The sequence below is a fragment of the uncultured Algibacter sp. genome (assembly GCF_963976535.1).
GTDB lineage: Bacteria > Bacteroidota > Bacteroidia > Flavobacteriales > Flavobacteriaceae > Algibacter_B.
In genome coordinates this window covers 50,558-77,108 of sequence record NZ_CAXBLF010000006.1, presented here as the reverse complement: position 1 = coordinate 77,108, position 26,551 = coordinate 50,558, and the positions used below count along the sequence as shown (strand labels likewise).

The 26,551-nt window shown below is 33.0% G+C and carries 32 protein-coding genes; 11 read left to right on the top strand and 21 right to left on the bottom strand.

Annotated features, from left to right (window positions below; all coding sequences use genetic code 11):
• Positions 1 to 185: 185 nt before the first annotated feature.
• The 6 genes from AAC024_RS03565 to rsfS form a co-directional block, all read right to left on the bottom strand.
• Entirely contained in the window at positions 186 to 452 is a 267-nt protein-coding gene (locus tag AAC024_RS03565; protein ID WP_339893809.1) for an acyl-CoA-binding protein, read from the bottom strand.
• Positions 445 to 1,101 (bottom strand): phosphatidylserine decarboxylase family protein, encoded by a 657-nt coding sequence (locus AAC024_RS03560; RefSeq protein WP_339893808.1) that lies wholly within the window; start codon positions 1,099 to 1,101, stop codon positions 445 to 447. The genes AAC024_RS03565 and AAC024_RS03560 overlap by 8 nt, the downstream gene beginning before the upstream one ends.
• Positions 1,091 to 1,912, bottom strand: coding sequence for a phosphatidate cytidylyltransferase (locus AAC024_RS03555; RefSeq protein WP_339893807.1), 822 nt, complete (start codon positions 1,910 to 1,912; stop codon positions 1,091 to 1,093). Before AAC024_RS03555 ends, AAC024_RS03560 begins: the two co-directional genes overlap by 11 nt.
• A 1-nt stretch (position 1,913) precedes the next feature.
• On the bottom strand, positions 1,914 to 2,522 hold the full coding sequence (locus tag AAC024_RS03550) for an LUD domain-containing protein (RefSeq protein ID WP_339893806.1): 609 nt from the start codon (positions 2,520 to 2,522) through the stop codon (positions 1,914 to 1,916).
• Between the two features lie 120 nt (positions 2,523 to 2,642).
• The gene (gene ftsH / locus AAC024_RS03545; RefSeq protein ID WP_339893805.1) at positions 2,643 to 4,607 is read right to left on the bottom strand and encodes an ATP-dependent zinc metalloprotease FtsH; all 1,965 of its coding nucleotides are present in this window, start codon (positions 4,605 to 4,607) and stop codon (positions 2,643 to 2,645) included.
• A 9-nt stretch (positions 4,608 to 4,616) separates the two neighbouring features.
• Positions 4,617 to 4,988, bottom strand: a complete 372-nt coding sequence (gene rsfS, locus AAC024_RS03540) for a ribosome silencing factor (protein ID WP_339893804.1) — start codon at positions 4,986 to 4,988, stop codon at positions 4,617 to 4,619.
• A gap of 94 nt (positions 4,989 to 5,082) precedes the next feature.
• Between rsfS and AAC024_RS03535 the strand changes: the two genes are divergently transcribed.
• Positions 5,083 to 5,814 (top strand): biotin--[acetyl-CoA-carboxylase] ligase, encoded by a 732-nt coding sequence (locus tag AAC024_RS03535; protein ID WP_339893803.1) that lies wholly within the window; start codon positions 5,083 to 5,085, stop codon positions 5,812 to 5,814.
• 44 nt (positions 5,815 to 5,858) lie between these two features.
• On the opposite strand, the gene AAC024_RS03530 is transcribed toward AAC024_RS03535, so the two are convergent.
• Together AAC024_RS03530 and pyrE are read right to left on the bottom strand one after the other, a co-directional pair.
• Positions 5,859 to 6,254 (bottom strand): SRPBCC family protein, encoded by a 396-nt coding sequence (locus tag AAC024_RS03530; RefSeq protein WP_339893802.1) that lies wholly within the window; start codon positions 6,252 to 6,254, stop codon positions 5,859 to 5,861.
• Positions 6,255 to 6,334: 80 nt separating this feature from the next.
• Positions 6,335 to 6,979, bottom strand: coding sequence for an orotate phosphoribosyltransferase (pyrE, locus tag AAC024_RS03525; RefSeq protein ID WP_339893801.1), 645 nt, complete (start codon positions 6,977 to 6,979; stop codon positions 6,335 to 6,337).
• A gap of 134 nt (positions 6,980 to 7,113) precedes the next feature.
• Here pyrE and AAC024_RS03520 point away from each other — a divergent pair, with 134 nt between their 5' ends.
• The 3 genes from AAC024_RS03520 (at position 7,114) to AAC024_RS03510 (ending at position 10,103) form a co-directional block, all read left to right on the top strand.
• Entirely contained in the window at positions 7,114 to 7,695 is a 582-nt protein-coding gene (locus AAC024_RS03520; protein WP_339893800.1) for an NUDIX domain-containing protein, read from the top strand.
• 155 nt (positions 7,696 to 7,850) lie between these two features.
• On the top strand, positions 7,851 to 8,222 hold the full coding sequence (locus AAC024_RS03515) for a hypothetical protein (RefSeq protein WP_339893799.1): 372 nt from the start codon (positions 7,851 to 7,853) through the stop codon (positions 8,220 to 8,222).
• 267 nt (positions 8,223 to 8,489) lie between these two features.
• Positions 8,490 to 10,103: a SulP family inorganic anion transporter gene (locus tag AAC024_RS03510; RefSeq protein WP_339893798.1), complete on the top strand. Its 1,614-nt coding sequence runs from the start codon at positions 8,490 to 8,492 to the stop codon at positions 10,101 to 10,103.
• A gap of 368 nt (positions 10,104 to 10,471) precedes the next feature.
• Here the strand turns inward: AAC024_RS03510 and AAC024_RS03505 are convergent, their stop codons facing one another.
• The 6 genes from AAC024_RS03505 to AAC024_RS03480 form a co-directional block, all read right to left on the bottom strand.
• On the bottom strand, positions 10,472 to 11,413 hold the full coding sequence (locus tag AAC024_RS03505) for an NAD-dependent epimerase/dehydratase family protein (RefSeq protein ID WP_339893797.1): 942 nt from the start codon (positions 11,411 to 11,413) through the stop codon (positions 10,472 to 10,474).
• A gap of 130 nt (positions 11,414 to 11,543) precedes the next feature.
• Positions 11,544 to 12,236, bottom strand: a complete 693-nt coding sequence (locus AAC024_RS03500) for an alpha/beta hydrolase (protein ID WP_339893836.1) — start codon at positions 12,234 to 12,236, stop codon at positions 11,544 to 11,546.
• A gap of 362 nt (positions 12,237 to 12,598) precedes the next feature.
• Positions 12,599 to 13,120: a hypothetical protein gene (locus AAC024_RS03495; RefSeq protein WP_339893796.1), complete on the bottom strand. Its 522-nt coding sequence runs from the start codon at positions 13,118 to 13,120 to the stop codon at positions 12,599 to 12,601.
• A 24-nt stretch (positions 13,121 to 13,144) separates the two neighbouring features.
• Positions 13,145 to 13,357, bottom strand: coding sequence for a DUF6090 family protein (locus AAC024_RS03490; protein ID WP_339893795.1), 213 nt, complete (start codon positions 13,355 to 13,357; stop codon positions 13,145 to 13,147).
• 235 nt (positions 13,358 to 13,592) lie between these two features.
• Complete coding sequence (coaD, locus tag AAC024_RS03485) at positions 13,593 to 14,048, bottom strand: pantetheine-phosphate adenylyltransferase (RefSeq protein ID WP_339893794.1); 456 nt, start codon at positions 14,046 to 14,048, stop codon at positions 13,593 to 13,595.
• A gap of 108 nt (positions 14,049 to 14,156) precedes the next feature.
• Positions 14,157 to 15,140 (bottom strand): D-alanine--D-alanine ligase, encoded by a 984-nt coding sequence (locus tag AAC024_RS03480; protein ID WP_339893793.1) that lies wholly within the window; start codon positions 15,138 to 15,140, stop codon positions 14,157 to 14,159.
• Between the two features lie 530 nt (positions 15,141 to 15,670).
• Here AAC024_RS03480 and AAC024_RS03475 point away from each other — a divergent pair.
• Entirely contained in the window at positions 15,671 to 16,228 is a 558-nt protein-coding gene (locus AAC024_RS03475; protein ID WP_339893792.1) for a PASTA domain-containing protein, read from the top strand.
• A 3-nt stretch (positions 16,229 to 16,231) separates the two neighbouring features.
• Entirely contained in the window at positions 16,232 to 17,269 is a 1,038-nt protein-coding gene (locus tag AAC024_RS03470; RefSeq protein WP_339893791.1) for an RluA family pseudouridine synthase, read from the top strand.
• Positions 17,270 to 17,274: 5 nt separating this feature from the next.
• Here the strand turns inward: AAC024_RS03470 and AAC024_RS03465 are convergent, their stop codons facing one another.
• Complete coding sequence (locus tag AAC024_RS03465) at positions 17,275 to 19,692, bottom strand: CehA/McbA family metallohydrolase (protein WP_339893790.1); 2,418 nt, start codon at positions 19,690 to 19,692, stop codon at positions 17,275 to 17,277.
• Positions 19,693 to 19,955: 263 nt separating this feature from the next.
• Here AAC024_RS03465 and yaaA point away from each other — a divergent pair, with 263 nt between their 5' ends.
• Entirely contained in the window at positions 19,956 to 20,714 is a 759-nt protein-coding gene (gene yaaA, locus AAC024_RS03460; protein ID WP_339893789.1) for a peroxide stress protein YaaA, read from the top strand.
• Here the strand turns inward: yaaA and AAC024_RS03455 are convergent, their stop codons facing one another.
• Positions 20,715 to 20,849, bottom strand: a complete 135-nt coding sequence (locus AAC024_RS03455; protein WP_339893788.1) for a 30S ribosomal protein THX — start codon at positions 20,847 to 20,849, stop codon at positions 20,715 to 20,717.
• Between the two features lie 101 nt (positions 20,850 to 20,950).
• Here AAC024_RS03455 and AAC024_RS03450 point away from each other — a divergent pair, with 101 nt between their 5' ends.
• From AAC024_RS03450 to AAC024_RS03435, 4 genes are all read left to right on the top strand, one after another.
• Positions 20,951 to 21,655 carry a uracil-DNA glycosylase family protein gene (locus AAC024_RS03450; protein ID WP_339893787.1) on the top strand — a complete coding sequence of 235 codons (705 nt, stop codon included), beginning with the start codon at positions 20,951 to 20,953 and terminating at the stop codon, positions 21,653 to 21,655.
• Between the two features lie 125 nt (positions 21,656 to 21,780).
• Positions 21,781 to 23,061, top strand: a complete 1,281-nt coding sequence (locus AAC024_RS03445; protein ID WP_339893786.1) for a DEAD/DEAH box helicase — start codon at positions 21,781 to 21,783, stop codon at positions 23,059 to 23,061.
• A 12-nt stretch (positions 23,062 to 23,073) separates the two neighbouring features.
• A complete protein-coding gene (locus AAC024_RS03440) occupies positions 23,074 to 23,283 on the top strand; it encodes a DUF6500 family protein (RefSeq protein ID WP_339893785.1) in 210 nt (69 codons plus the stop codon).
• An 86-nt stretch (positions 23,284 to 23,369) separates the two neighbouring features.
• On the top strand, positions 23,370 to 23,594 hold the full coding sequence (locus tag AAC024_RS03435; RefSeq protein ID WP_339893784.1) for a VF530 family protein: 225 nt from the start codon (positions 23,370 to 23,372) through the stop codon (positions 23,592 to 23,594).
• Positions 23,595 to 23,617: 23 nt separating this feature from the next.
• Here the strand turns inward: AAC024_RS03435 and AAC024_RS03430 are convergent, their stop codons facing one another.
• The 5 genes from AAC024_RS03430 to AAC024_RS03410 all read right to left on the bottom strand — a co-directional run bounded on the left by AAC024_RS03430 (position 23,618) and on the right by AAC024_RS03410 (position 26,519).
• A complete protein-coding gene (locus AAC024_RS03430; RefSeq protein ID WP_339893783.1) occupies positions 23,618 to 24,568 on the bottom strand; it encodes a TIM barrel protein in 951 nt (316 codons plus the stop codon).
• 175 nt (positions 24,569 to 24,743) lie between these two features.
• On the bottom strand, positions 24,744 to 25,196 hold the full coding sequence (locus AAC024_RS03425) for a tRNA (cytidine(34)-2'-O)-methyltransferase (RefSeq protein WP_339893782.1): 453 nt from the start codon (positions 25,194 to 25,196) through the stop codon (positions 24,744 to 24,746).
• Complete coding sequence (locus AAC024_RS03420; RefSeq protein WP_339893781.1) at positions 25,193 to 25,411, bottom strand: hypothetical protein; 219 nt, start codon at positions 25,409 to 25,411, stop codon at positions 25,193 to 25,195. Before AAC024_RS03420 ends, AAC024_RS03425 begins: the two co-directional genes overlap by 4 nt.
• Before the next feature lie 4 nt (positions 25,412 to 25,415).
• Entirely contained in the window at positions 25,416 to 26,180 is a 765-nt protein-coding gene (gene trpA, locus AAC024_RS03415) for a tryptophan synthase subunit alpha (RefSeq protein WP_339893780.1), read from the bottom strand.
• Positions 26,181 to 26,234: 54 nt separating this feature from the next.
• Positions 26,235 to 26,519: a GIY-YIG nuclease family protein gene (locus AAC024_RS03410; RefSeq protein ID WP_339893779.1), complete on the bottom strand. Its 285-nt coding sequence runs from the start codon at positions 26,517 to 26,519 to the stop codon at positions 26,235 to 26,237.
• Positions 26,520 to 26,551 lie beyond the last annotated feature (32 nt).

Below are 26,551 nucleotides of genomic sequence, written 5' to 3'. Positions count from 1 at the left end.
CTTATATCTAGTAGCGTAGCGGTCTCACGTCTTTAACCGGACATTAATGATTTTTAAACTAAGTTTATTTTTTAAGCTTGCGCACAATGTTCTTTACGAATATAAAATTGTTTAAATCCGACGTGAAACGATTTAATTTTTCTGATAAAGTTGAATACTGCTAAGAAGTATAAAAACTCAATTAATTATTTTCTATACAAAAAATAATTATTTACCAAATCAATATAGGCTTGTTTTGCTTGATTTTCTGTAAGGTCTTGAGCCTGGAATAAGGCATTGGTTTTAAAAGCATTAATTATGGGTTTTTTACTACTTGGGCTGTCGTAATTATTAGTAGCCTTTTTGAAATAAGCATAAAGCTTTAAAAGGGTGTCAGCAGGAAAAGGCTCACTATGAGCATTTACTCTATCAACCGCTTCTTTAAATTCTATGTTTAATGCATTATCACTCATTAACTTCTGCAATAACACTTTCGCCACCGCTAACTTTTTGATTTAATTCGACTTTTATTTTCGTATCTAACGGTAAAAATAAATCAACTCTAGATCCAAATTTTATAAACCCAGATTCGCCACCTTGAATAGCTTGATCGTTAACTTTTGCATAGTTTACAATTCGTTTAGCTAAAGCACCGGCAATTTGTCTGTGTAATACTTTACCGTATGTTTTATTTTCAACCACAACAGTTGTGCGTTCATTTTCTTCACTTGCTTTAGGATGCCATGCTACTAAATATTTTCCTGGATGGTATTTACTGAACACAATATTTCCACCAATTGGGTAGCGTGTTACATGTACATTTAAAGGCGACATAAATACACTTACTTGCAAACGCTTTTCTTTAAAATACTCTTTTTCAAATACTTCTTCAATAACCACAACCTTTCCATCTACAGGCGAAATAACTTGATTGTCATTTAGTTGTGTATGTCGTTTTGGGTTTCTAAAAAATTGCAGTATCAGAATTAGGAACACTAATAAAGCTGTCATAATGATTGTTCTCAACCAAGTGATGTTAATATAACTATCAACTAATAAAAAAAAAGCTACAATAATAACAAGTGTAATGACTATAATTTTATGACCTTCTTTATGAAACATAATTCAAAATTCTTAAAAATAAATATATAAATGGTGCAGCAAAAATAATACTATCTAATCTATCTAATAATCCACCGTGACCAGGCATGATAATACCACTATCTTTAACTTTTGCCTGTCTTTTAAATTTAGACTCAATTAAATCACCTAAAGTACCAAATACGCTAATAATAATACTTAAAATTAGCCAACTTGTAAAATCTAAGGTTTCAGTAAAGGTAGCGATAAAATAACTTGCTACGCATGAAAAGAACAGACCTCCAAGAAACCCTTCTACCGTTTTTTTAGGTGAAATTATTTCAAAAAGTTTTTGTTTACCAAAATTTTTACCAACTAAATAAGCAAAAGAATCGTTTACCCAAACTAATATAAATACTCCTAATAAGATATTTGGATTATAGTCTTCATAATAATTGGCTATTAAAATTAAAAATACGAATGCACTTGATAAATAAAATGTGGTAAGTAAAAAACGCTTGGTGCTAAAAAGTGGAATGCTTTTTCTTGAAAATAAATCTTTTATTAAAAAAAGCACTACAAAAATAGAAAGCACCATAAGTATTTGGGTAGCTTCATTTAAACCTGTATTTGTATTTAAAACGGTTTGCCAATACCCGAAAACGGCATATAGTATAATAAAAATGAAATAAGGAATATGGCTTTTAAGCTGAATGAGTTTTTTGAATTCGGCCATACAAATTAGCCCAAACACGAAAAATAGAACAATTAATGCTTGTTCAAAGCATAGAGAAACAAGTAATAATGAGACATAGATTAAGCCCGAAAGTGATCGTACAAGCGTTTCTTTCATGCTATAAATCTTCTAAAAGTAATAGGTATAAGTTTTTGGCACTACTACCGTAACTAAGAAAATCTTTTTCATCTCCAGATTTAAAGTGTTTTATAGTGGTAATGTTTGTTGGGATTCTTTGTCTGTTTTTAGATTTTATACCACGTAACCCTTCACCTATATTATCAACAATTTGACTAGTTGTAGCAAACACGATAAAGTTAAAAGGAAGCTCAGGTAGTTTTTTTTCAAAGATTTGCTTTGATGAAATTAATAAAGAACCATCATTTGCAATCAAATTTTCACAAGTGGTTAAAAAATATGTAGACTCACTTATTTTTTTGGTTGGCAGTAAATGGGAATCTTTAAACCTAGCTTCTAATTCTGAATCAAGTAATAAAACTTGTTCTTCTTCCCAGCTATTTTCATCAATAATATGTCCAAGATTCTTATAAATTTCATTTAAATTTTCGCAGTACAAAAACTTACCGCCATTAGCCTTAAAGTTTATGGTAAACCTTTCGTCTATTGGTAGCTTTATCTCAGGCATATATTTGCCTCGGTCATCAAATTTTAATTCTTCACCCGAACGTTTAGATTTCGAACCAAAAATTTTTCTAAAAAGACTCATTTAATGTATTGCTATTAACTGAAATTTTAATGAGGTTTTCCAAATATAAAAAATCTTAAATTAACCTTACGATTAATTTAAGATTTTTACCAAATGCTTAACAAATTGTGGTATTTGGTCTTATTCTTCTTCGTCTTTTATATCTTCTTTTGCATTCAGAGCTTGCTCTTTTTCAAAAGGTCGCTTTCCAAATATTTTTTCAAGATTATCTTTAAAAATAACCTCTTTCTCCAACAATACTTCTGCAAGTTGTGTTAGCTTATCTTTATTTGCTTCCAACAATTTAATAGCACGTTGATATTGTTTTTCAATGATATTTGAGATTTCTTTATCAATTAATTCTGCGGTTTGTTCACTATATGGCTTTGTAAACCCATATTCGCTTTGTCCTGAAGAATCATAGTAGGTAAGGTTTCCAATCTTATCGCTTAAACCATATATGGTAACCATGGCACGAGCTTGTTTAGTAACTTTTTCTAAATCACTTAAAGCACCAGTTGAAATTTTATCAAAAATCACTTTCTCAGCTGCACGACCACCTAAAGCAGCACACATCTCATCAAGCATTTGCTCTGGGCGTACAATTAAGCGTTCTTCTGGTAAATACCATGCGGCACCTAATGAACGACCACGAGGCACAATAGTAACTTTAACCAGAGGTGCGGCATGTTCAAGCATCCAACTTGTAACGGCATGTCCAGCTTCATGAAAGGCTACGGCACGTTTCTCGTTTGGTGTTATAATTTTATTTTTCTTTTCAAGACCACCAATAATCCTATCTACGGCATCAAGAAAATCTTGCTTATCAACAGCTTTTTTACCGTTTCTAGCAGCTATTAAAGCAGCTTCATTACAAACATTAGCGATATCTGCACCAGAAAAACCTGGTGTTTGTTTTGATAAGAAATCTATATCTAAATCCTTTGCCTTTTTAAGGGGCCTTAAGTGTACTTCAAAAATTTCTTCACGCTCACGAACATCTGGTAAATCCACAAAAATTTGTCTATCAAAACGTCCAGCACGCATTAAAGCTTTATCTAATATATCTGCTCTGTTAGTTGCAGCAATTACAATAACGTTAGTATTTGTACCAAAACCATCCATTTCGGTTAATAACTGATTTAGTGTATTCTCGCGCTCATCATTACTTCCAGACATAGCGTTTTTGCCTCTTGCACGACCAATAGCATCAATTTCATCTATAAAAATGATTGAAGGTGATTTCTCTTTTGCTTGTTTGAATAAATCTCTAACACGAGATGCACCAACACCAACAAACATTTCAACAAAATCTGAACCTGATAATGAGAAGAACGGCACTTTTGCTTCACCAGCTACGGCTTTTGCTAATAATGTTTTACCTGTTCCTGGAGGTCCTATAAGTAATGCGCCTTTTGGGATTTTACCACCAAGGGCGGTGTACTTTTCTGGGAACTTTAGGAAGTCTACAATTTCTTGAACTTCTTCTTTTGCACCTTCAAGACCAGCAACATCTTTAAAACTCGTTTTCACTTCAGTATTTTGGTCAAAAAGTTTTGCTTTTGATTTTCCTATATTGAAAATTTGTCCGCCTGCACCTCCGCCGGCACCACCAGACATCCGGCGCATAATAAATATCCAAACACCTATTAAAAGAATAAAAGGTAGAATACCCATTAGTAAATTTCCCCAATCGTTCGTTTCTGTGTCAAACGTAACAACAGGCTTGTTGGCTAAATCTTTTGTGTTTTCATTTAATTGATTTTCAAAATTTTGAAGATCACCAAATTCAAATCTATAATTAGGTAATTTTGTAGCTGATGGAATAAATGTTTGAGGTTTCGAACCTTTATGGATCTCTTTTGCCTCAGCATCTTTTGTTAAATATATCTTTGCTACACGCGTGTTTTTTACAATGTCAACACGTTCTACATCACCCGCTTCTAAATATTGAAAAAAGTCAGAAGGTGTCGTTTTGTTGGCGTCTTGATAGGTTCCGCCATTAAATAATTGATACCCTAGAAAGAGGGCTATTAGTATGCCATAAATCCAATACGGACTAAATTTAGGCGTCTGATCTTTTATGTTTTTCTTTTCGTTTGCCATTTGATTTTTTTAGTAACTCGTTTCTATAACTGTTGTTTTTGCATCGCCCCAAAGGCTCTCAATATCATAATACTCTCTAATATGTTTTTGAAACACATGCACTACAACATTTACGTAATCAATTAATACCCATTCAGCATTATCAGCCCCTTCAGTATGCCAAGGGTTGTCTTTAAGCTCTTTACTTACCTTTTTTTGTATGGAATTAACTATAGCGTTTACTTGCGTATTTGAAGTTCCTTCGCAAATAATAAAGTAATCACAAACCGTGTTTTCAATTTCTCTTAAATCTAAAATGTTTATTTCTTTACCTTTAACATCTTCAATCCCACTGATTATTACTGATATTAATTGGTCTGCGCTTATTTTTTGTTTCGCCATTAATTATATTTAAATTTATGCAAAGTTATTATTTTTTTAGTTCTTTATACTTTAAAATAATCATAAGATTTTAGAGTATTTTGATAACTTCTATATGCGTATAATCAAACTTAATGCCATCGACTCTACAAATAGCTATTTAAAAAAGCTTTGTGCTACTGAATCTGTTGATGATTACACCGCTGTAATTGCAGAAAATCAAACACAAGGCAGAGGGCAAATGGGAACTGTTTGGGATTCAGAGGCAACTAAAAACCTTACGTTTAGTGTCTTTAAGGAGCTATCTGGCTTTCAATTTGAAGCACCTTTTTATATAAGCATAGTGGCAGCTTTGTCGCTTTTAAGAACTTTAGACGCGCTTTCAATACCTCGATTAAGTGTAAAATGGCCTAACGACATTTTGTCAGCAGACAAAAAAGTATGCGGTGTTTTGATTGAAAATGTCATAAAACAAAATACTATTAATGCCTCTATTATTGGAATTGGTTTAAATGTGAACCAGATTGCTTTTGAAAATTTACCCAAAGCATCTTCATTAAAAGCGATTTCAGGACAGAAATATGATTTAAATGAATTGACTATTGCTATAATAAATAATTTGAAAGATTACTTTTTATTATTGAAGGATAAAAAGTATAACGAGTTAAAAAAGGAATATGAAACACATCTATTTAGAAAAAATAAACCTTCAACATTCAAAGATGCTGAAGGCGTTATGTTTTCTGGTTTTATAAAAAGTGTTTCTAATTCGGGAAATCTTCAAGTATTATTAGAAGATAGTGTTTTAAAAGAATTCGATTTGAAAGCCATTACGCTTTTGTATTAGAACTCATCTTGATTTTTAGGAAATAGAAAAGGTCAAGACGAGTTTTAAATTGACTTCGGAATACTTGTAACCAGTGTTTCAATAAATTTACTGATAGGGCCTTTAATCATCATGGCCATCATAGGATTGAAATCACCTGTAAAATCTAATTTCACCTTACTAGTAGTAGCATCCACTTGAGTGATATTTACAATTAGTGAAAAATCTAATTTTCCACCAGCAGCACCCAATACAATTTTGTTTGGAGGTATAACTTCTTTCTTTTTTAAAACAATTTCTGGCATGCCTTTTAAAGCGAAAAGAAATTTGTCTTCACTTAAAACTTCAAATTTGCTAATGTTTTCAGGCATTAAATATTCAAAGTTCTTGATGTCAGCTAAAAAGTTAAATACATCTTCTGGAGATTTGCTAACACTAATTTTCGGAGATTCTAAATTCATAATATTGTTAAGTTGTTATTTGTTAAGCCGTTTAGTTGTTGGTCTAAACGACTTTACAACTAAACAACAAACTTTTTATATCAATTAGCGTTCCATTCACTAGGATTGGTATTCCACTCCGATAAAGTTTTTAATTCTTTTTCAGAAATATAGTTAGTTTCTAAAGCCTGTTCAAGCAAATTTTCATAGTTGCTTAAAGTATTTAAATGTATATTTTCTTTTTCGAAATTCTTTGCAGCTATATCAAAACCATACGTGAATATGGCAACCATACCTTTTACATTAATTCCAGCTTCTTTTAAAGCCTTAACAGCGTTCAAACTACTTTTTCCTGTGCTTATTAAATCTTCAACTACTACCACGTTTTGTCCACTTTCTACAAAGCCTTCAATTTGGTTTTTTCGTCCATGGCCTTTGGCGTCTGGCCTCACATAAATAAAAGGTAAGCCTAAATATTCAGCAACTAACATTCCTATGCCAATTGCTCCTGTAGCAACACCAGCAATAACATCAGGTTTTCCATATTGCTTTTCAATGTGTTTACCCATAGTTTCGCGAATGTAATTACGAATTGGCGGAAATGATAGTATGATTCGGTTATCACAATATATTGGCGATTTCCATCCTGACGCCCAAGTAAAAGGGGCGTTAGGCTTAAGTTTTATAGCGTTAATTTGTAATAAAACTTCAGCGGTTTTTTTAGCGGTGTCTTTGTCAAAAATCATGTGAACAAAATTACACATAAATTTAAATTAATATTAAGGGTTGGTGGCGAATAAAAATATTTTTTTCAACAATGTATAGTTTGTTAGTAAAAATGATATTTTTACCATATTGAAATTGTTAATTATGACCTACCATGTATAAAGTTTTTGTTGGCGATAAACCAATAATATTAACTACAATAGTTGAGAAAGAAACTAACTTTAAAAACTATTTACTTAGCACAGTAAATATGGCAAAAGTTATAAGAAGGCTTAATAGATCCTCTTTAAGTGAAATCCGCCTAATTCATAAAAATTCAGAGAAAATTTTAAAAAAATTTTTAAAGAAACTCCCAAATGTTATTGCTGGTGGTGGTAAAGTTTATAACGATAATGGTGAAATATTATTTATTTATAGAAATGATAAATGGGATTTACCTAAAGGAAAATCAGAGAGGAAAGAATCTATTGAAGAAACTTCAATACGAGAAGTTGAAGAAGAAACCGGTGTTAAAGGCTTAAAAATAACAAAGCCATTGCATATTACATACCATATATTTAAACGTAACGGTCGTTACAAAATAAAAATCACTTATTGGTTTGAAATGAAAACGAGTTACACGGGAAAATTACACCCTCAGGAAAATGAAGGCATAACAAAAGTGGCTTGGTTAAATAAAAAAGAATCTGAAGAGGCTCTTGAAAATTCTTATGCTAATATTAAGTTATTGGTATAAAGTAATTTTGATTTTTTATAAAATTATAATTTGTTTATAAATAAACCTCTAAGTGGCTTAATTGTTAAAAAAATCATTAACTTAGTAAAGTAAGTTCTATTATAGAAGATTAATTAATTTGAAGTGTTGTTTTAAAAATCTCTTAAAACAAGGCTATGAGTAGTTATAAACTTTCATTTGGTACTATACATATTCTTCAGAATAATTTAGCTGAAGTTATTGTTAATGAAGGTGTTCTTATGGATAAAATTATGATTGATGAGTATCATGATTTTTTGCTGAAAAAGCTCGAAGCACCGTTTGGTTTATTAATCAATAAAAAACATTCCTATAGTTATACGTTTGATGCTCAAAAAACCATTGTACATTTAGATGAAATAAAGTCTATGGCCGTAGTTGCTCAAACAAGTGGTGCAGTAATGTCTACAGAAACTCTACTCAATATTAACGGTAATATTAACCGTAATATTAAATTATTTCAAGAAAAAGAAGCAGCCTTAGTCTGGTTACAAAAAGAATTATCTTAATAACTTCCTAAAACGTTATAGTTTTTCTAACAGCTAAATTATAAGACTTCCAATACCAATTTAATTTTAAAATGTTGTATTAGCAATTTGAATTATTTTTTGTTCAAATGAAATAGAAAATATAAGCATAGCCTTACTTACGCTTCTATTTTATATTGAAATATGGGCGAAAAAGAAACATAATTTTATGCGATATTTTGAAGTTAAATTGGTATTACTTGCACGCCAATATATTAAGCTTAAATTTGCACCTTCAAAAAAACAACCATGACTGAATTTATTAGAAAGCGTGCAGCCAATGTCAAAAATGATATTTTAAGCGGAATAACCGTTGCTTTAGCATTAGTTCCGGAAGCTGTAGCATTCGCGTTTGTTGCTGGTGTAGATCCTTTAGTTGGGTTGTATGCAGCATTCATGGTTGGTTTAATAACCTCTATTTTTGGTGGTCGCCCAGGTATGATTAGTGGAGCAACAGGTGCCTTGGCAGTAGTTATGGTAAGTTTGGTTGCCGAAGGAAATGCGATGGGCGAAGCGAGTGAGCAATTAGGATTATACTATTTATTTGCCACCGTTATTTTAATGGGCGTTATACAAATGTTAGCTGGTGTTTTAAAACTAGGAAAGTTTGTTAGATTAATTCCTCATCCAGTGATGATGGGCTTTGTTAACGGACTAGCTATCGTGATATTTTTATCACAATTAGGTATGTTTAAAGATGTAAATGGCGATTGGTTTGCAGGTGATAAACTATGGATTATGCTTGGTTTAGTCGGTCTTACCATGGGAATTATGTTCGGTTTACCTAAACTTACAAAGAAATTACCCGAAGCTTTAATTGCTATTTTGGTAGTATCAGGAATTGTGATTTTTGGAAATTTAGATGTTGCTACTGTAGGTAGTTTTATTCGTGATGGAGGTGGCGAAGGCTTAAAAGGCGGATTACCTCAATTTCAAGCGGATATTTTTAGCAAAGTGCCTTTTAATTGGCAAACTATAGTATTTATTGGTCCTTATGCATTAATTCTTGCAGCTATTGGTTTAATAGAATCTTTAATGACACTAAACTTAATAGATGAACTTACAGAAACCAGAGGAAACACCAACAGAGAATGTATGGCACAAGGTGGTGCCAATATTGTTACCGGATTTTTTGGCGGTATGGGAGGTTGTGCTATGATTGGACAATCACTTATAAATATAAAAGGTGGCGGTAGAGGCAGGCTTTCAGGAATTGTTGCTGCAGTATTACTATTAATATTTATTCTTTTTGCATCCGGACTTATTGAGCAAGTGCCAATAGCAGCTTTAGTAGGTGTTATGTTTATGGTCGTTATCGGTACGTTTGCTTGGAGTAGTTTCAGAATTCTTAATAAAATCCCTTTTAGCGACGTTATTGTTTTAATTGCAGTATCTGCGTTAACCGTTATTTTCGATTTGGCTATCGCTGTAATTGCAGGTGTTATTATTAGCGCCTTGGTGTTTTCATGGGAAAATGCAAAACGTATTCGTGCGCGCAAGCGTTTACGAGAAGATGGTACCAAAGTTTACGAAATCTGGGGGCCTTTATTTTTTGGTTCGATCATCGCTTTTAACGAGAAATTCGATATTAAAGATGATCCAGAGCATGTTGAAATCGATTTTGTAGAATCACGTATTAGCGATCATTCAGCAATAGAAGCTATTTCAAATTTGGTAAATAAGTATGAAGAAGCTGGTAAGCAAATTAAGCTTAAACATTTAAGCGAAGATTGTAAAATACTTCTATATAAATCAAGTCCTAAATTCAGAGAAGTTATTGTTGAAGATATCGACGATCCACGTTATCACTTAGCCGAAAACCCAGAGGCATTCACCAAAGGGCTTTCAGAATATAAGTTTTAATTCAACATTTTGGGCGTTACCACAAGGGTCGGGCTTTCACTACTCGCTTCCTCCTTCGTCGGCGAGCTCAAACAATTAGCCTGCGGTGAGCGCAGTCGAACCGTTCAATCCCTAACGCATTTATTTGCTAGCTTAGGTTTTTAAACTTAAAGTTGGTTTGTTTTTGGAGAGGTTCGTTTAACGGTAAGGCTATGACAAGTAGGGCAGGCAAGGAAACTTTTCGTTTCCGTCTGTACTCGCAGCCAAAGCTTTTTGTTTTGTAATTATTTTAAATTTATAATTACCAAGTCCAAAAGATTTGGTGAACTTCACAAATACACCCAAGCCTTTAAATATAGCCATATGCTTAGTTATTAGCCTTTGTTTTTTTATGATTTACTGAATTCAGTTAAAGGAATAATTGCTGGATTAAAGTCGATTCCTAAATCTTGCTTTGCAGCTTCGTTTTTGTAAATAATGCGAGCATTTCGAGAAGGTTTTTCATTATTTAACATCGCGGAAATATCTGAAACTTTCCAACTTTCGCTGCTTAATAAATAGTTTTTACCGTGTAGCCCTTTTTTAGTTGAGGCACTATAAATTCCAGACGCCACGTCTTTAACATCAACTAATGCAAATTCAATGTCATTGTCATACAACATTTGAATAAAAGGATTGGGAGCTATTTTATTCTTGAACAAGAATTGTAATCCTGAAGAAGTTGAATCCTCTCTATTGGACAAGGACTTTCCCATAACCCCTGTAGGTGAAACACTTGTGATTTCAAAATTCGCATTTGGGTGTTCCACTATAAATTTTTCTACAGTTTGGTTAGCAATAAATTTGGCTTGAGCATAGGGGTGACTTTCTTCGCTCGTAAATGGAGTGTCATTTTCATCAAATGTATCGTCAGGGGATTTTCCGCCTGCAGGCATTGGGAAATTTGTATTGTATGCTCCAACAGAAGCAACGAAAACTACCTTCTCTATATTTGTTGTATTATTAATTACTTCTAGAAAATTTTTAGTTCCTTTAATAGTTGGGTCAAACAATTCAGTCTTTGGGTCTTGTACATCTAACTGAAAGGGTGTCCCTCCATGAACGACTATATCACAACCATAAACAAACTCTTTTAATTGATTTTTATTTTCAACTTTTAAAGGAAGAATTTCAAGATTTCGTGCATTCGGTAATTCTTTCAAATGATTGTATTTTTCAGTTTTGGAAATATCGGTAGCAGACACTCTAACCTTAAATCCTTCTTCTAAAAATTTTTTTGTGGTATAACTTCCAATGAAGCCTGAACCTCCAATAATTCCAACTGTTTTCATATTTTTTGTTTTTAGATTAGTATCGTGTTTCAGCAACTAAATTAGTAAATACAAACCGAATAGAAAATCTATAAGTATTTTCGTAAAAAGGCTTGCACTAGCAATTAATTTTTACGGTGTTAGGCATAGTTTATTCCATGTTAAACCCGTCTTTTATAAATTCTATCGCTTTCAAGTGTGCAGGAGTTTCAGTTTTTACGGACAACCAATTTACTACGTCATGAGTTACACCTTCGTAAATGAAACTTTTAGTTGTTATTCCATTTTCTTTCAATTTTCTCATAAATAGCTCTTCTTCAGCTCGGGAAATCTCAAATTCTCCTAAAATGTTGAATGTTGTCGGCAGTCTAGAAAGATTTTTAGACCAAAGAGGTGAGCCATATTGACTTCTAATATCTTTCTTATTATTAAAATACAAATCTTTACATTCAGTCCATGATGAACCTCCTCCATCAAGAGCAGCATATACAAGTAGTTGGAAAGAAAATTTTGGACCATCTTTAGTGTCTCTTGATTTTAGTGTTGTTGCCGCAGTAAAGTAAGCTCCTGTACTTTCGCCGGCAATTGCAAATTGTTTTTTATTTAATCCGAGTTCACTTGCATGATTCCAAATCCATTCAATTGCATCATAAACATCATTATGAGCAGTTGGATATTTATGTTCTGGAGCTAATCTATAATTTATTGCTATGACGTTAACATCACTTTTTTTTGACAAATATCTACAGATTTCATCATGACTATCAAGACTTCCTGCAACCCAACAAGCTCCATGTACATATATTAATGTGGGTTTTAAAACCGTGCTTTGCGGTTTGTAAATTCGTATTTCTAAATCACGTCCAGTTAATTGAATGGTTTTATTTAAAACATTTAAGTCAAATTTGGAAGTGCCAGGTTTTAAAGACTCAACTTGTTCTCTGAATTGATTAATACTTTCTGGCGTTGATAACTAAGCTTCTTGGGATATTATTATTGAGGGAGTAAAAATAAGGAGTAAAACAAGAATTGATGCTTTCATGGGTTTGATTTTTAGCTGAATGTATTCCATCGTTTTGGCTATGGTATGTTGTGGTTAAACTAGCTCTATTGATCCACTAACTATATCTTTTTTATTATCTCTTACTGCGGGTAAAACACTTACCCTTAATGTTGTTAGCCTTTCGTTATTTATTTCCATTGATTTTATTCCTTTATATTTAATTCATTCTGGACTGCTTTTTGAAATATTTTGAATTCTTTCAAAGTCAACTCGTTCCAGTTTGCTACGTCATATGTGTAATTTCTAATTGCTGAAACTGCTGCGATAAATTTGTTGTCCTTACAAAGACTATCAAGATTAAAGGAAGCATCTTCCCAAAATAATTCACTATTACCTCGGGTTGGTGAATCAATTTTGAAACCTACCTTTTCGTCAATATAATTAACATGAGGTGATACAAAATCGATTGCTTGTCTGTAAATGGCATTAAATTCTTCGTACACTCCTAGCATAATGGTTAGTTGTTCTCTTATTTCGATATTCCTTATCGATAGTAATTTCCCTGTTGATTGAAGTTCATTTATTGTACCTTTTATTAATACTGGAGGTGCTAATTTGCCTAAATGATAGATTCCATTCACAAACTTCCTTTGGTCAGTTTCGGGTATGTTACAATTTATCAAGTTTTTAATTACCGAAGTTGAAAGATTTGCTGTATTTATCATAAAGTCAGTATAAAACTTTGTCTTTTATATCGAAACCTTTATGTCCTTGTTCAGTCGTTTGAGGTATTCAATTTCCTCGGTATTTCTTTTTGTATTTTCATTCCAAGTATTTACCTGTAGTGCAATTAAAATTCCAATGACTACAAGTACAATTTCTCCGACTGCATAAAGTAAGTATTTACTAAACTTATTTTCAGTCAGTAACTTTTGTCTAATTTTTCTAAAGAATTTTATCATTGTTCTGTTGATTTCTCATTCTGACTAACCGTGTTTGTGTATATGAATCCGTTTTAATAACGACTTAAGTTAGCTGATTTTTTTTACAAAGTCAAGTAACAAACTAAATTGATATAACAAATTTGTAAATGAGCAATACGTTAAACCAGAAGAGATAGTTATAAATTCTTAAAGTTTTTAGTGTATTTAAGAACATTCACTTTGAAGTGTAAAAACTGCAAACTGTGACTGAAAACTACTTTACCCTCACATTATCCGGAACCAACTTGGTATAATCGCCATTATTTCTAATTACATCACGCACAATAGAAGACGCTATGTAAGACGTGCCTGCCGAGGTTAAAAGAAACACAGTTTCAATAGGTGCAAGGTCTCTGTTGGTATGGGCAATAGCTTTTTCAAATTCAAAATCAGCAGGATTTCTTAGTCCACGCAAAATAAATTCTACGCCAATTTCTTTACAAAAGTTAACAGTAAGGCCTTTGTATATAACCACTTTTACTTTAGGTTCATCGGCAAAAGCATCTTCAATAAATTTTTTCCGTTCTTCAAGAGAGAACATATATTGTTTATCGGCATTTACGCCTATGGCAACAATAATTTCATCAAATAAAGTAACGCCACGCTTTATAATATCGTAATGTCCTAATGTTAGTGGATCAAAAGACCCTGGAAATAAAGCTCGTTTCATTCCTATCCCTAACCCTTTCCAAAGGAAAGGGAATTTTTATTTTTAGTTAACATATAAATATACAATTCTATAATTAATTCTCGCAACAGTTTCCCTCCTTCGGAGGGATTAAGGGAGGCTTTTCAACGCCTCTTCAATAGCATTATCAAACAATTCAGCTAACGAAATATTAGCAGCAGCGGCCTGTTGAGGTAAAATGCTCTCTCTGGTTAATCCAGGAACAGCATTCATTTCTAACAAATGTGGTTCACCATCTTTAAAAATAAATTCACTTCTACTAAAGCCTTTCATTTTTAAAATTTCGTATACTTTTTTAGCTTCTCTATTTACTTTTTCCTCTTGGGTTTTGTTTAATCTTGCAGGTGTTATTTCTTGAGATTTTCCTAAATACTTAGCTTCATAATCAAAAAAATCATTTTCAGAAATAATTTCGGTAATTGGTAACACTTTGGTTTCACCTTTATAGGTAATCACACCAACAGATACTTCAGTGCCATCTAAAAACGATTCAATAATAATTTCATCATCTTCTTTAAAAGCTACATCAATAGCATTTTGTAAATCTTCTTTTTTATGCACTTTACTTATGCCAAAACTACTTCCGGCTTTGTTTGCTTTTACAAAACAAGGTAAACTTACTTTAGCAATAATAGCATCTTCATTAATGGTGTCGCCTAGGTTTAAGTAAAACGATTCTGCGGTTTTTATGCCATGAGGTTTTAATACACTTAAACAGTCTCGTTTATTAAACGTTAAACTCGCCTGATACATATCACAACTGGTGTGTGGGATATTCAATAACTCGAAATACCCTTGCATAAACCCATCTTCTCCGGGAGAACCATGAATAGCGTTAAAAACACAATCAAAAGTAACTTTGTAGCTGTCTACATTTATTGAGAAATCATTTTTATCAATCGGGAATTCCATGTCTTCGTCATCTACATAAACCCACTTATCTTTAAAAATATGAATTCGGTAAGGCATGTATTTTGAAGTGTCAAGTGTTTCAAAAACAACATTCCCGCTTGTTAATGAGATTTTGTATTCGCTAGAATACCCACCCATAATGATAGCAATATTTTTTTTCATTAATTATTTTTTTTTCATTCCCTCGAAGGAGGGAATCTTCTTTTAAAAGCTATAAGCCTGTGCCTTAGTTCAATAACGTTTAAATATAGTTCTGCACCGCGTTAGGGATTGAGGCATTTGTTGAAGCTCCTCGCAGAGAGCGACTGCCGAAAGCCCGACCCTTGGGTAACGCCCAACTTCTCGATACATCCCGAAATAAAATAGGGATACTCGAAGTGACATTTAAACATAAAAACTAATTCTGTGAACTTACAACCAAAAACTAACAATAAATCGTATCTATTATTAGTACATACCAATTTATATACAAAATAACATTTGTCGTCTCGTTCTTTTAATTTATAAATGCCTTGTTCATAAATTCCGTAGCGATGCTATGAAATATAATCACAGCGTTTTTATAAAATAAAATAACTTTGCCTTTGAAAAGTCATTTTGTATATAAATTGGTATAGGCTAAAATATCATATATATTGCAAAAGAAAAAACAGTTCTGTTTTTATATATTTGCCTAAATGAAAAATAGATCCATGAGTATCATAAAATTTCTAACCAGTAAAACCTTTTTGAAACAACTTGTATTGGCAGTTTTTGCTTTAGTTGTGCTGTGTTTTATCATGTTAAAATGGTTGAACGTAACAACTAATCATGGCGATTTTGAAACCGTTCCAGAACTTAAAGGTAAATCTATAAGTGTTGCAGAATTAGAATTAAAAGACAATAATTTGGTTATGAAAATTCAGGATTCTGCAAATTATAATCCAGATTATCCAAAGTTTTCAGTAATAGAGCAAGAACCTTTAGCGGGTTCTAAAGTTAAGGAGAATAGAAAAATATACATCACGCTTAACCCTTCAGGTTATAGAAAAATGAATATACCCGAAGGTTTAATAGACCAAACTTTTAGACAAGTAAAGCCAATGCTAGAAGCCTTAGGGTTTAAAGTTGGTAAAATAACTTATGTTGATAATATTGGAAAAGGCATGGTTTTAAAGTTAACGCATAAAAGAAAAGCGCTTAAAGCAGGCGATAAATTAGCTAGAACTTCTGTGATAGATTTAGTACTAGGTAATGGTAAGAGACCCTAAATAATGGACAACTACACACCACAATTACCAGACGAAAACGATCTTTATGAACACCATGCATTTATAGTTGATAAAGGACAGGCAGCTTTACGTATTGATAAATATTTAATGAATTTTGTTGAAAACGCTACACGAAACAAAATTCAAGCTGCAGCAAAAGAGGGAAGCATTTTTGTAAATGATGTTGCCGTAAAATCAAATTATAAAGTAAAACCTTTTGATAGCATTCGTGTGCTATTTTCTCATCCGCCTTTTGAAAACTTATTGGTAGGCGAGGATATAGATATTGATGTGATTTATGAAGACGACGATCTTTTGGTGGTCAATAAACCACCAGGAATGGTTGTACATCCAGGTCATGGAAATTATTCAGGAACCTTAATAAACGCATTAATTCATAGGTTTGATAATCTACCAAATAACTCTAGTGAACGCCCAGGACTGGTGCATAGAATTGATAAAGATACTAGCGGACTTTTAGTGGTCGCTAAAACCGAAATTGCCATGGCGCATTTGTCTGCACAATTCGCCAATAAAACTAGCGAACGCGAATACGTAGCTATTGTTTGGGGGAATATGAACGAAGATGAAGGCACAGTAGAAGGCAATATTGGGCGCCACCCTAAAAACCGACTACAAAACACCGTATTTCTTGACGATGATGCCGAAAAAGGTAAACCCGCCGTTACCCATTACATGGTTTTAGAGCGTTTGGGCTATGTTACTTTAGTGTCTTGTAAGCTAGAAACTGGGCGCACGCATCAAATACGCGTACACATGAAACACATTGGGCATACGCTGTTTAATGACGCACGTTACGGCGGTGAAAAGATATTAAAAGGGACAACCTTTACTAAATATAAGCAGTTTGTAGATAATTGTTTTAAAGTATTGCCAAGGCAAGCTTTACATGCTAAAACATTGGGTTTCGAGCATCCAACAACAGGCAAATTTATGCAGTTTGATACCGAAATTCCGGACGATATGCAACAGTGTATTGAAAAATGGAAAACGTATTCTAAGCATCAGGATTTAGGGTAATTTTATTATTCTTTGGTTAGTCTTATTAATTCTTTCCTTGCTTTAGAAAAATGGGCTGTAAGGTTAGGGATTTCTTTATTGGAATAACTAGTTTTCATAAGTCCTTCAGATACTTCAAATGCTTTAAGTAATTTGTTTGCTGCTTCAATTTTGCTACTGGCTGATGTACTGCCAATTTTATTAAACCAAATAGGCGAACTTTCAGCAAAAGGATAGCTGTCCATCATAGGCCAATCTGTCTTACCACCAGAAACTCTTGCTGTTACCCAACCTCCATCTGGAACATCAAAAGATCCTTTATAGGTTTCAACATGTCCATCTTTACCTTTTTTCGACCACACCACTTTTCCATTTACAAATATTTCTACTTTTTCATAGGGTATAGGTGTATATACTTTTAGTGACCAATTGCTCTTCTTTTTTGTTGATTTTACAATATCACCTACTTCTTTACCATCTACAGAAAAAATAATCTGTGGGCCATTACTAATAAAGCTCTTGCCATTCTTAAGGGCATCTAAGAAACTTTGCTCTGTTAATAACCCTTTAGGTTTTACATAAACCCTTGTTGACCCTATTGCCATTGTTCTATAAAGGTCGCTCATTATGTCACTACCTGCTGATAATGCAATTGGAATACCGAGATTTAGAAATTCGTGCCATACAGCAGTAGTCCCAATTTCATCTGTCCATAGACATCCTAATTCTAAAATGTCTACTTCTTTTAAAACAGCATCTGCTATTAATGAAATTGGAATGTATTTAGCACCACCTTCTTTAAATGGTTCTTTTATGGAAACTGGGTGAACATACCCAGATACCCCTCCTTGTTTACGTGCAAAACGGAGGGGTTCCGCATTTAGTCTATCATCATCTTCATAAATATCATAATTAGGTCCCCATATCCATGGCCAAAACAATTCTTTAATTCCAATTAAATTTAAATGACCAAAAAAATGTGAACGCACCTCTTGGCCAAATCTTAAGGCAGGTACTCCATCATGCTTCCAATTTATTAGGTCTTGCTCCAGAAATCGATTTCCTAAATTTGCTACTAAGGAATAGCCTATATCAAGGTCTTCTGCTTTTAGGTCTACGAGAATATCTTCGGGGTCTAATTGGTTGGTACCGCCATAATTAAGATGAAAATGATTGTCCCCAGAATACCAACCATTTTTATTAGCATCCCATATTTTATTCAAATTTATTTCAGTTTTAATATGTCCTTTTTTTATCTCAACATTTTGAATATGCTTTTCTGTAGCAAAACCATGGGTAGCCATTATAGTTAACTCACCAATAGGAGCTTCTATTTCTATTTCTCCTTTTGAATAGAAAAATATAATTCCATTTTGTCCTTCAGAGTGTATAAGTCCACTGTTTGGTATAATTGGGTGGCCGTTTTTATGAGTAATGTTTAATCTAACAGCCTCCATTTTTCCATCTACTTTACTAATAATTTTTAGTTTACCAGTCGCTGTTCCCCAAAGCCATTTTTTTACTTTTAAGGTTTCAGGTAAACCACCAGTCACCATTATTCTTTTTATTTCTGAAGTTTCATTCTTATTGTTTTCAGCATAATAAACCCACTTACCATCATAACTAAACTTAGGAGCTAAAGGAAGACCCTTGCTTTTAGTAAGGAGTACTCTGCTTTTGGGTATTAATATATTTAATAGACGAAGTTCATAATCACTGCCATTGGGCCACGTATAAGCTAAAGTTTTATTATCGGTAGAAAGTGTAAAAGCAGCTTGCGACATAAAGTTTTCTTCAACTAAAGAGGAGGATGTATTTGTTTCAATATCTAATAATTCTATGGAATCATAAGAGAAGCCTGTTTTTTTTAAGTATATGATTTTATTTTCTTGGACTGTTGGAATAGGCAGCCTTTCAAGACTTTTTTCTTTAGTAATGATACTAGATTCTAAAGAAGAAAGATTTATTTTCCAAAGGTCTAATGATCCATTTTTTGCAGATGAGTAATAAACAAAGTTACCAGACGAAGAAAAAATTGGGTCTAAATCTAGAGCTTCTGTATCAACTAATATGGTTTCTTTTTTAGAAACTAAATCTAGTAAAACTATTTGTGTATCTAATCCACTATCTCTAACAAAAGTAATTTGTTTGCCGTTAGGCGACCAATTGGGTCTAGAATCTATGCCAGAAGAACTAGTTATCCTTAAGGCTTCAGAAGTATCAAGATTCATTAACCATAACCATCCTTTTGCTGAAAAAACTACGCTGTTAGTTGCCGGAGATGGGGCAGGATCCATAGGTCCTGGATTTAAAACAGGAAGCTCATAGCCTTCTAGATATACATGATGACCATATCCGTCTACCTTTGGATAGCGGTTTTTCCACTGAGCAATCACTGAATGAGTGGTAAGGAGAAGAAAACTAATTATGATAAATTTTTTCATGGATATATATTTTTAAAGACTCCAAAATATAAGATAAAAATCTGTTTCTATGCTGAAACAAGTTGGATTAAAATTAACCTTATGAATTGTTAAACGAATTTAGCTATTTTTATTGACTATGTAAAAAGCATCAATTCCATTTATAACTACATCACAATTAATTCTGGACTAAGATTTTTAAAGTAAAATAGTAGTTGTAAATTTGGAATGAAAAGGAATTTGAGATTCCCTCCTTCGAGGGAATGAAAAAAATAGCATTATTCATGAAACTAGTATTATCGCCTGCAAAATCGCTCAATTTTGAAAGCCCGCTGCCAACAACTCAATATACCGAACCTGGTTTTCTGTCACAATCAGAGCGTTTAAATAAACTGCTTAAAAGTAAATCGGCAAAAAGTTTATCAAAACTCATGAGTATTTCTGATGCTTTGGGACAATTAAACCATCAGCGCAATCAAGATTGGCAATTACCGTTTACTCCAGAAAATGCACGACCTGCGGTTTATGCTTTTAATGGCGATGTATATCGAGGACTGGATGCTTACACCATTACTGAAGATAAATTAGATGAACTTCAAAATACCGTGCGTATTCTTTCAGGTTTATATGGTTTATTAAAACCAACTGATTTAATACAACCATATCGTTTGGAAATGGGAACAAAATTAAAAGTTGGTGTAAAAAAGAATCTTTACGAATTCTGGAAAAAAGATATTACAAAAGCTTTAAACGAAGCCCTTGAAGACGATGAGTTATTCTTAAATCTAGCCAGTAACGAGTATTTTAAAGCGGTTGATACTAAAGTCTTAAAAGTTCCTGTAATAACTGCTAATTTCAAAGAATTTAAAAACGGTAAGTATAAAATGATTTCATTTTTTGCAAAAGCAGCTCGTGGCATGATGGCACGTTATATTGTTGACACAAACGCAAAAACCATAGACGATTTAAAAGGATTTAACTACGATGGCTATGGTTTTAGTGAATCCATGAGTTCTGATTCTGAACTTGTATTTATCAGATAGTTATTTTGGTGTAGCCTTGTTGCCAACGCCAATTTTAGTTTCAATGGAACGTCTTTTTTTAACTCTAGGTCTTCTAGCGCCAAAAGTGCCTCGATTAATTTTACCTCGTTTTGTTTTTTTATCGCCTTTTCCCATAATAAATTAAGTGTTTTTCATTCCCGTGAAGACGGGAATCTCATTATCTTTAACTAAAGATTTAATATAGTGAATTTAAAGCATAAAATCAAGTTAAATCTATGTTTAAACACGAGCACCCTTACAAACCATTCATTCAAAAAAACACCACTAAACTGATTGTTGGGACATTGCCACCACCAAGGTTTTCAACTGGCGAACTTTTAGAAAAGGACGTAGATTTTTGCTATGGAAGTTATTATAACTCGCTTTGGTTATTTATAGATAAGATTCATAATTTAAACTTGCGATATGATAATTCAAATGAAGCGATTGAAGAACGAAAAACATTTCTTATTAAAAATAAAATAGGCGTTTGTGATATTGTTGACAGTGCAGAACGCGATAAAATTGATGCCTCAGACTTGGGCATGAAAAATATTAAGCTTCGAAATATCATCGGTTATTTGGATAAATACCCAAATATTGATACGCTATTATTTACTGGCGGAAATAGTAAAAACGGACCCGAATATTTCTTCAGAAGACATCTAAAAGATTACAATTTGAAAATGGAGTTGGTAAATAATGAAGTGCCACGAATACACGAATTTAAACTGCCTGTTAGGTTGAGCACTTCGACTGCGATTAGCACAAGCTCCATCCAAACCCCGATAAGAACTATTAAAACCGTTTCATTAACCTCTGGTTCTGGAGCAGCAAATATTTCAATAAGTAGAATACCGCTCTACAAACAACTAAAAGCTAAAAACCCTAAGTTCAATACGTTTGACTATAGAGTGATGCAGTATCGGGAGTTTTTTTGATAGATTAATTGAAAATTAGACAAAAAATTAGATGTACCTTTGCGCCTTTAATAATTAGAAGGAGATTGAATTCATAACGGTTTATAATCTCAAATGTCCATTATGGACCTTCATAAATACAATATATGTCATTTCAATCTTTAGGCTTATCCGAAGCCTTGCTAAAAGCAGTTAGCAAAAAAGGATACACAATCCCAAGTCCTATTCAACAAAAAGCAATTCCACCAGTTTTAGAAGGCAGAGATGTTTTAGCTTCGGCGCAAACAGGAACAGGAAAAACAGCAGGTTTTACATTACCGCTTTTACACATACTTTCTGAAAATCCGAAAGAAAAATTCAGACCTGTTCGTGCTTTAATTTTAACACCAACAAGAGAATTGGCAGCGCAAGTTTATGCCAATGTTAGAGAATATAGCGAGTTTTTAAATTTGCGAAGTGCCGTTATATTTGGAGGTGTCAACCAAAAACCGCAAGTAGCCGCTATTCGTCAAGGTGTTGATATTTTAGTAGCTACACCAGGACGTTTGTTAGATTTACAAAATCAAGGATTATTATCGCTTAAACGGGTTGAAATTTTTGTTTTAGATGAAGCCGATAGAATGCTTGATATGGGTTTTTTAAGAGATATTGAACGTATTATAAAATCCATGCCAGAGAAACGTCAGAATTTGATGTTTTCTGCTACGTTTTCAAAAGATATTAAAAAGTTAGCACATGGTATTTTAAATAAGCCTGTGTATGTTGAAGCAACTCCAGAGAACACAACTGTTGAAGCCATAACGCAGAAGGTATACAGAGTAGCCAAAGGCCTAAAAACGGGTTTGATTATTAAGTTAATTTCTGATGGTCATTGGAAACAAGTTTTGGTGTTTGGTAGAACTAAACACGGCGCTAACAAGCTGTGTGAAAAAATGATTAAAGCAGGAATATCTGCAGCGGCCATTCACGGTAATAAAAGTCAAGGTGCAAGAACAAAAGCATTAGCTGGTTTTAAAAGTGGGCGTGTTCGTGTTTTAGTAGCAACAGATATTGCTGCTCGTGGATTAGATATTCCATTATTGCCACATGTTATTAATTTTGAGTTACCTAATATTCCTGAAGATTATGTGCATAGAATTGGAAGAACAGGTAGAGCAGGAGCTAGTGGTGAAGCCTTATCTTTAGTTAGTGCTGATGAAACTTCTTTTTTAAGAGATATTGAAAAGTTGATTGAAATGAAGCTTCCCGTACAAATTATAGAAGGTTTTGAACCAGATCCAAATGCCTCAACTGCACCAATAAAACAGGGACAAGGGAGACAAAATCGAAACTCTAGAAATTCTGGTAACTCTAGGAATTCAAGTAGAAATTCAAAAGGGAAAAGTAACTCTAGACGACCTAATCGCAATAGCGATAGACGTAATTAGAAGCCAGAATTCATGCAAAAGATTCTTAAAGATAAAATTATTGAAGTGTGCGATAAAAAAATCGCTGCCAAAGGTGAAAATGTTGGTGTTTCTTTTTATGCGTTTTTTAAGAATAAAAATGATAATCCAGAATTACTCATGGAAGCCGCCACTTGGTGGATTGAAACCCATAAGCTAGATCATTTTGAGAAGGCTGTAAAAATTAAACGTTTAATAGAATAAGTTATTTTTGTCTCCTCGAGCGCAGTCGAGAGGTTTAGATAGTAAATTATTAATGAAGGTCTCGACTGCGCTCGACCAGACACAATATGGAATCGCAACCCAATAACCCGTTACACGGCATAAAGCTAGAACAAATCATCAACGATTTGGTAGCACATTATGGTTGGGAATATATGGGTTACAATATAAAAATTAAATGCTTCACAGATAAGCCTTCGGTAAAATCGAGTTTGAAATTTTTACGCAGAATGCCTTGGGCAAGAACTAAAGTGGAGAATATGTATTTAAAAATGTTGAAAAACAAACAATAATTTTGTTGGAGGTTGCTTCTAAATTATGCTTCTGTCCAAACCTGTCTTACTGTTTCTAAATCTTTTTTCATAGCATTAAAAACTACTTTTTTATCTACAGAAATAGTTTTATGTCCTTTCTCTGCGCCTCCTAAATCATACTCTAGATGTAAACTTACTGGAACATTAATTTTGTATGCTTTCAATATTGAGAAGTATTTTTTAAAGTCTACCATACCGGATCCTACAGGTACATTAATAGGTTTCCAAGTCCCATTAACTAGTCCCCATTTATAATCTTTAAGCACAATAGAGTTTATGGATGGTCTTATAAGCTTTAATCCATTTTCCCATGATAATCCACCTTCAACCATGGCATGTCTTATGTCATATTGAGCACCAAAATAATCGGGGTTGGCATATTTCAAAAGTTTTTTAACTTCCCAAATAGAAGCACCAATAGAACGTCCTGCATGATTCTGATAAGCACCAATTATCCCCAGTTTGCTGTTAAGTAGGCTTAAATCTTTGATTTTTTGTTGATAATATTCTAAATCCTCATCCATCGATCTGTTTTCAGAATACTTAAACCAATTTGCTCTATAATATTTAATGCCTTGTTCAGCAGCAGTTTTTAGCACATTTATGTCTGTTTTATTATTTGCATCATCAATAGCTGTAGACATCATAGTACATGTTGAACCACCTTTTTTAATAGCTTCAATGGCTCTTGGTAAATCCTGAGTAACAGATTCAGGTAAAACATGCCCTTTTGGACGAACCGTTAAATCTAAACCTTGAAAGCCTAACTCCGCAGCCTTTTCACCTGCCTGCTCATAGTTTAAAAACTGTAGATGTTTAGAGAATAAATGAACTGATAAAGATTCGTTGTTATTTTGAGTATTAAATAAATTTTGAGGAATATTTATAAGTGGAATAGCTCCTATGCCTAAAGCGGATTTTTTTGTAAACTCTCTTCTAGTTATCGAACCCATATTCTCTTTTTTAATGTGAAGTACTAATCATTTTCCGGAATTGTAAATGAATAACGTTCTTAGAGAATTAAAGATAAGAACTTTTTTATAAGGCGGATTAATTTATTGAAATTTCTATTGCCCAGGCTGTAAATCTGAGTGGATTTAACCAGGTTTAATTTATTCTAAAGCAACCTTAAATAAGCTGTCTTAACCCATCATAAACAACAATACTTACAGCATTGGCTAAATTTAAACTTCTAACATGTTCACTATATAAAGGTATTTTAAAAAGTTTGTCAGTGTGTTTTTCAATAATAGTTTTAGGTAAGCCCACGGACTCTTTTCCAAAGATTAAAAACATATCATTTTCAAAAGGAATATCCCAATGATTTTTTGTGCCATGGCTAGATAGAAGTGCCATATTTTTATCCTTATTGATGCTGAAAAACTCACTTATATTCTCGTAGTAAGTAACAGATAGATGCTGCCAATAATCTAAACCTGCTCGTTTTAATCTCGTATCATTAATTTCAAACCCAAAAGGTTTCACAAGATGGAGATGAGAACCTGAGGCAAGAGCTAATCGACCTATATTACCTGTGTTATTAGGTATTTCGGGTTCTATTAAAACAATATTAAGGCTCATTTTTTTGTCGTAAATTTTACAATTATTAACCGTATCAAAAGCAAGAAAGGGACACCATGCATAAGCGTATCAAACCAATCCATAAGTTGCATATTGTTAGAGCCACCAGCAATCCATTTTAGTTTACCCCAAATATGAGGTTCTGGAAAAAAAGGTGCTAAGCCTAAAGTGACGCAAAGTAAAATAACAAGTTTCCAATCGTTAAGTAATTTCATCTTATTAATTAAGAATTGAATTTACAAATTCATCAATACTATCAACACCCTTATTGGTTACATGTTTTACAAAAGCACTCCCGATAATAGCGCCTTTTGCATACTGTGTTGCTTGTGTGAAGGTTTCATTATTACTGATTCCAAAACCAATAATTTGTGGATTGTTTAAGTTCATTTTACCAATACGTTCAAAATAACGAGTTTGTTCATCACCAAATCCTGATTGGGCTCCCGTGGTACTTGCGCTACTTACCATATAAATGAATCCGTTTGAAATAGAATCAATATACCTAATGCGTTCATCACTTGTTTGTGGTGTAATTAAGAACACATTGATAAGTCCATACTTTTCAAAAATAGCTTGATACTCTTCATGATATACATCAACAGGCAAATCGGGTATAATTAAACCATCAATACCTGTTTCTTTACATTTTTTGCAAAAGGCTTCCACACCATATTGAAGCATCGGGTTAAAATACCCCATAATAATTAATGGGATATTAACGGTTTTTCGGATGTCTTTTAATTGAATAAAAAGGACTTCTGATGTCATGCCATTTTTTAAAGCTTTTGTTGAGCTATCTTGAATGGTTGGTCCATCGGCTAGTGGGTCGCTAAACGGTAATCCTATTTCAATCATGTCGACTCCGTTTTTTTCTAAGTTTTGGATGATTGAAGCCGTATCATTAATATTAGGATAGCCTGCCGTAAAATATATAGACAATAACTTTTTGTCTTCTTTTAATTTTTGATTTATTCTGTTCATTGTAAATGAATAGTTTTTCATTCCCTCGAAGGAGGGAATCTTTTAATGTTTATTTTAGATATACTCTGAAAGATCTTTCCAATCCGGATTCAATCCATTAATTAAATTAATCTTCCATTCTCGATTCCACTTTTTTATTTGACGCTCTCTTTTGATAGAATTATTAACATATTTTGTTGTTTCAAAATATACAAGCTTGTCAACATTGTATTTTCCAGTAAAAGATTTTAGACTATTAGTTTTATGTTGTTTTAATCTTTCTTTTAATTGTTTTGAACGACCCACATAAAGAACGTTATGACTTTTATTTGTTAATATGTACACATAATGAACATCCATATTTTAATCATGAGATTTCCGCCTTCGCGGAA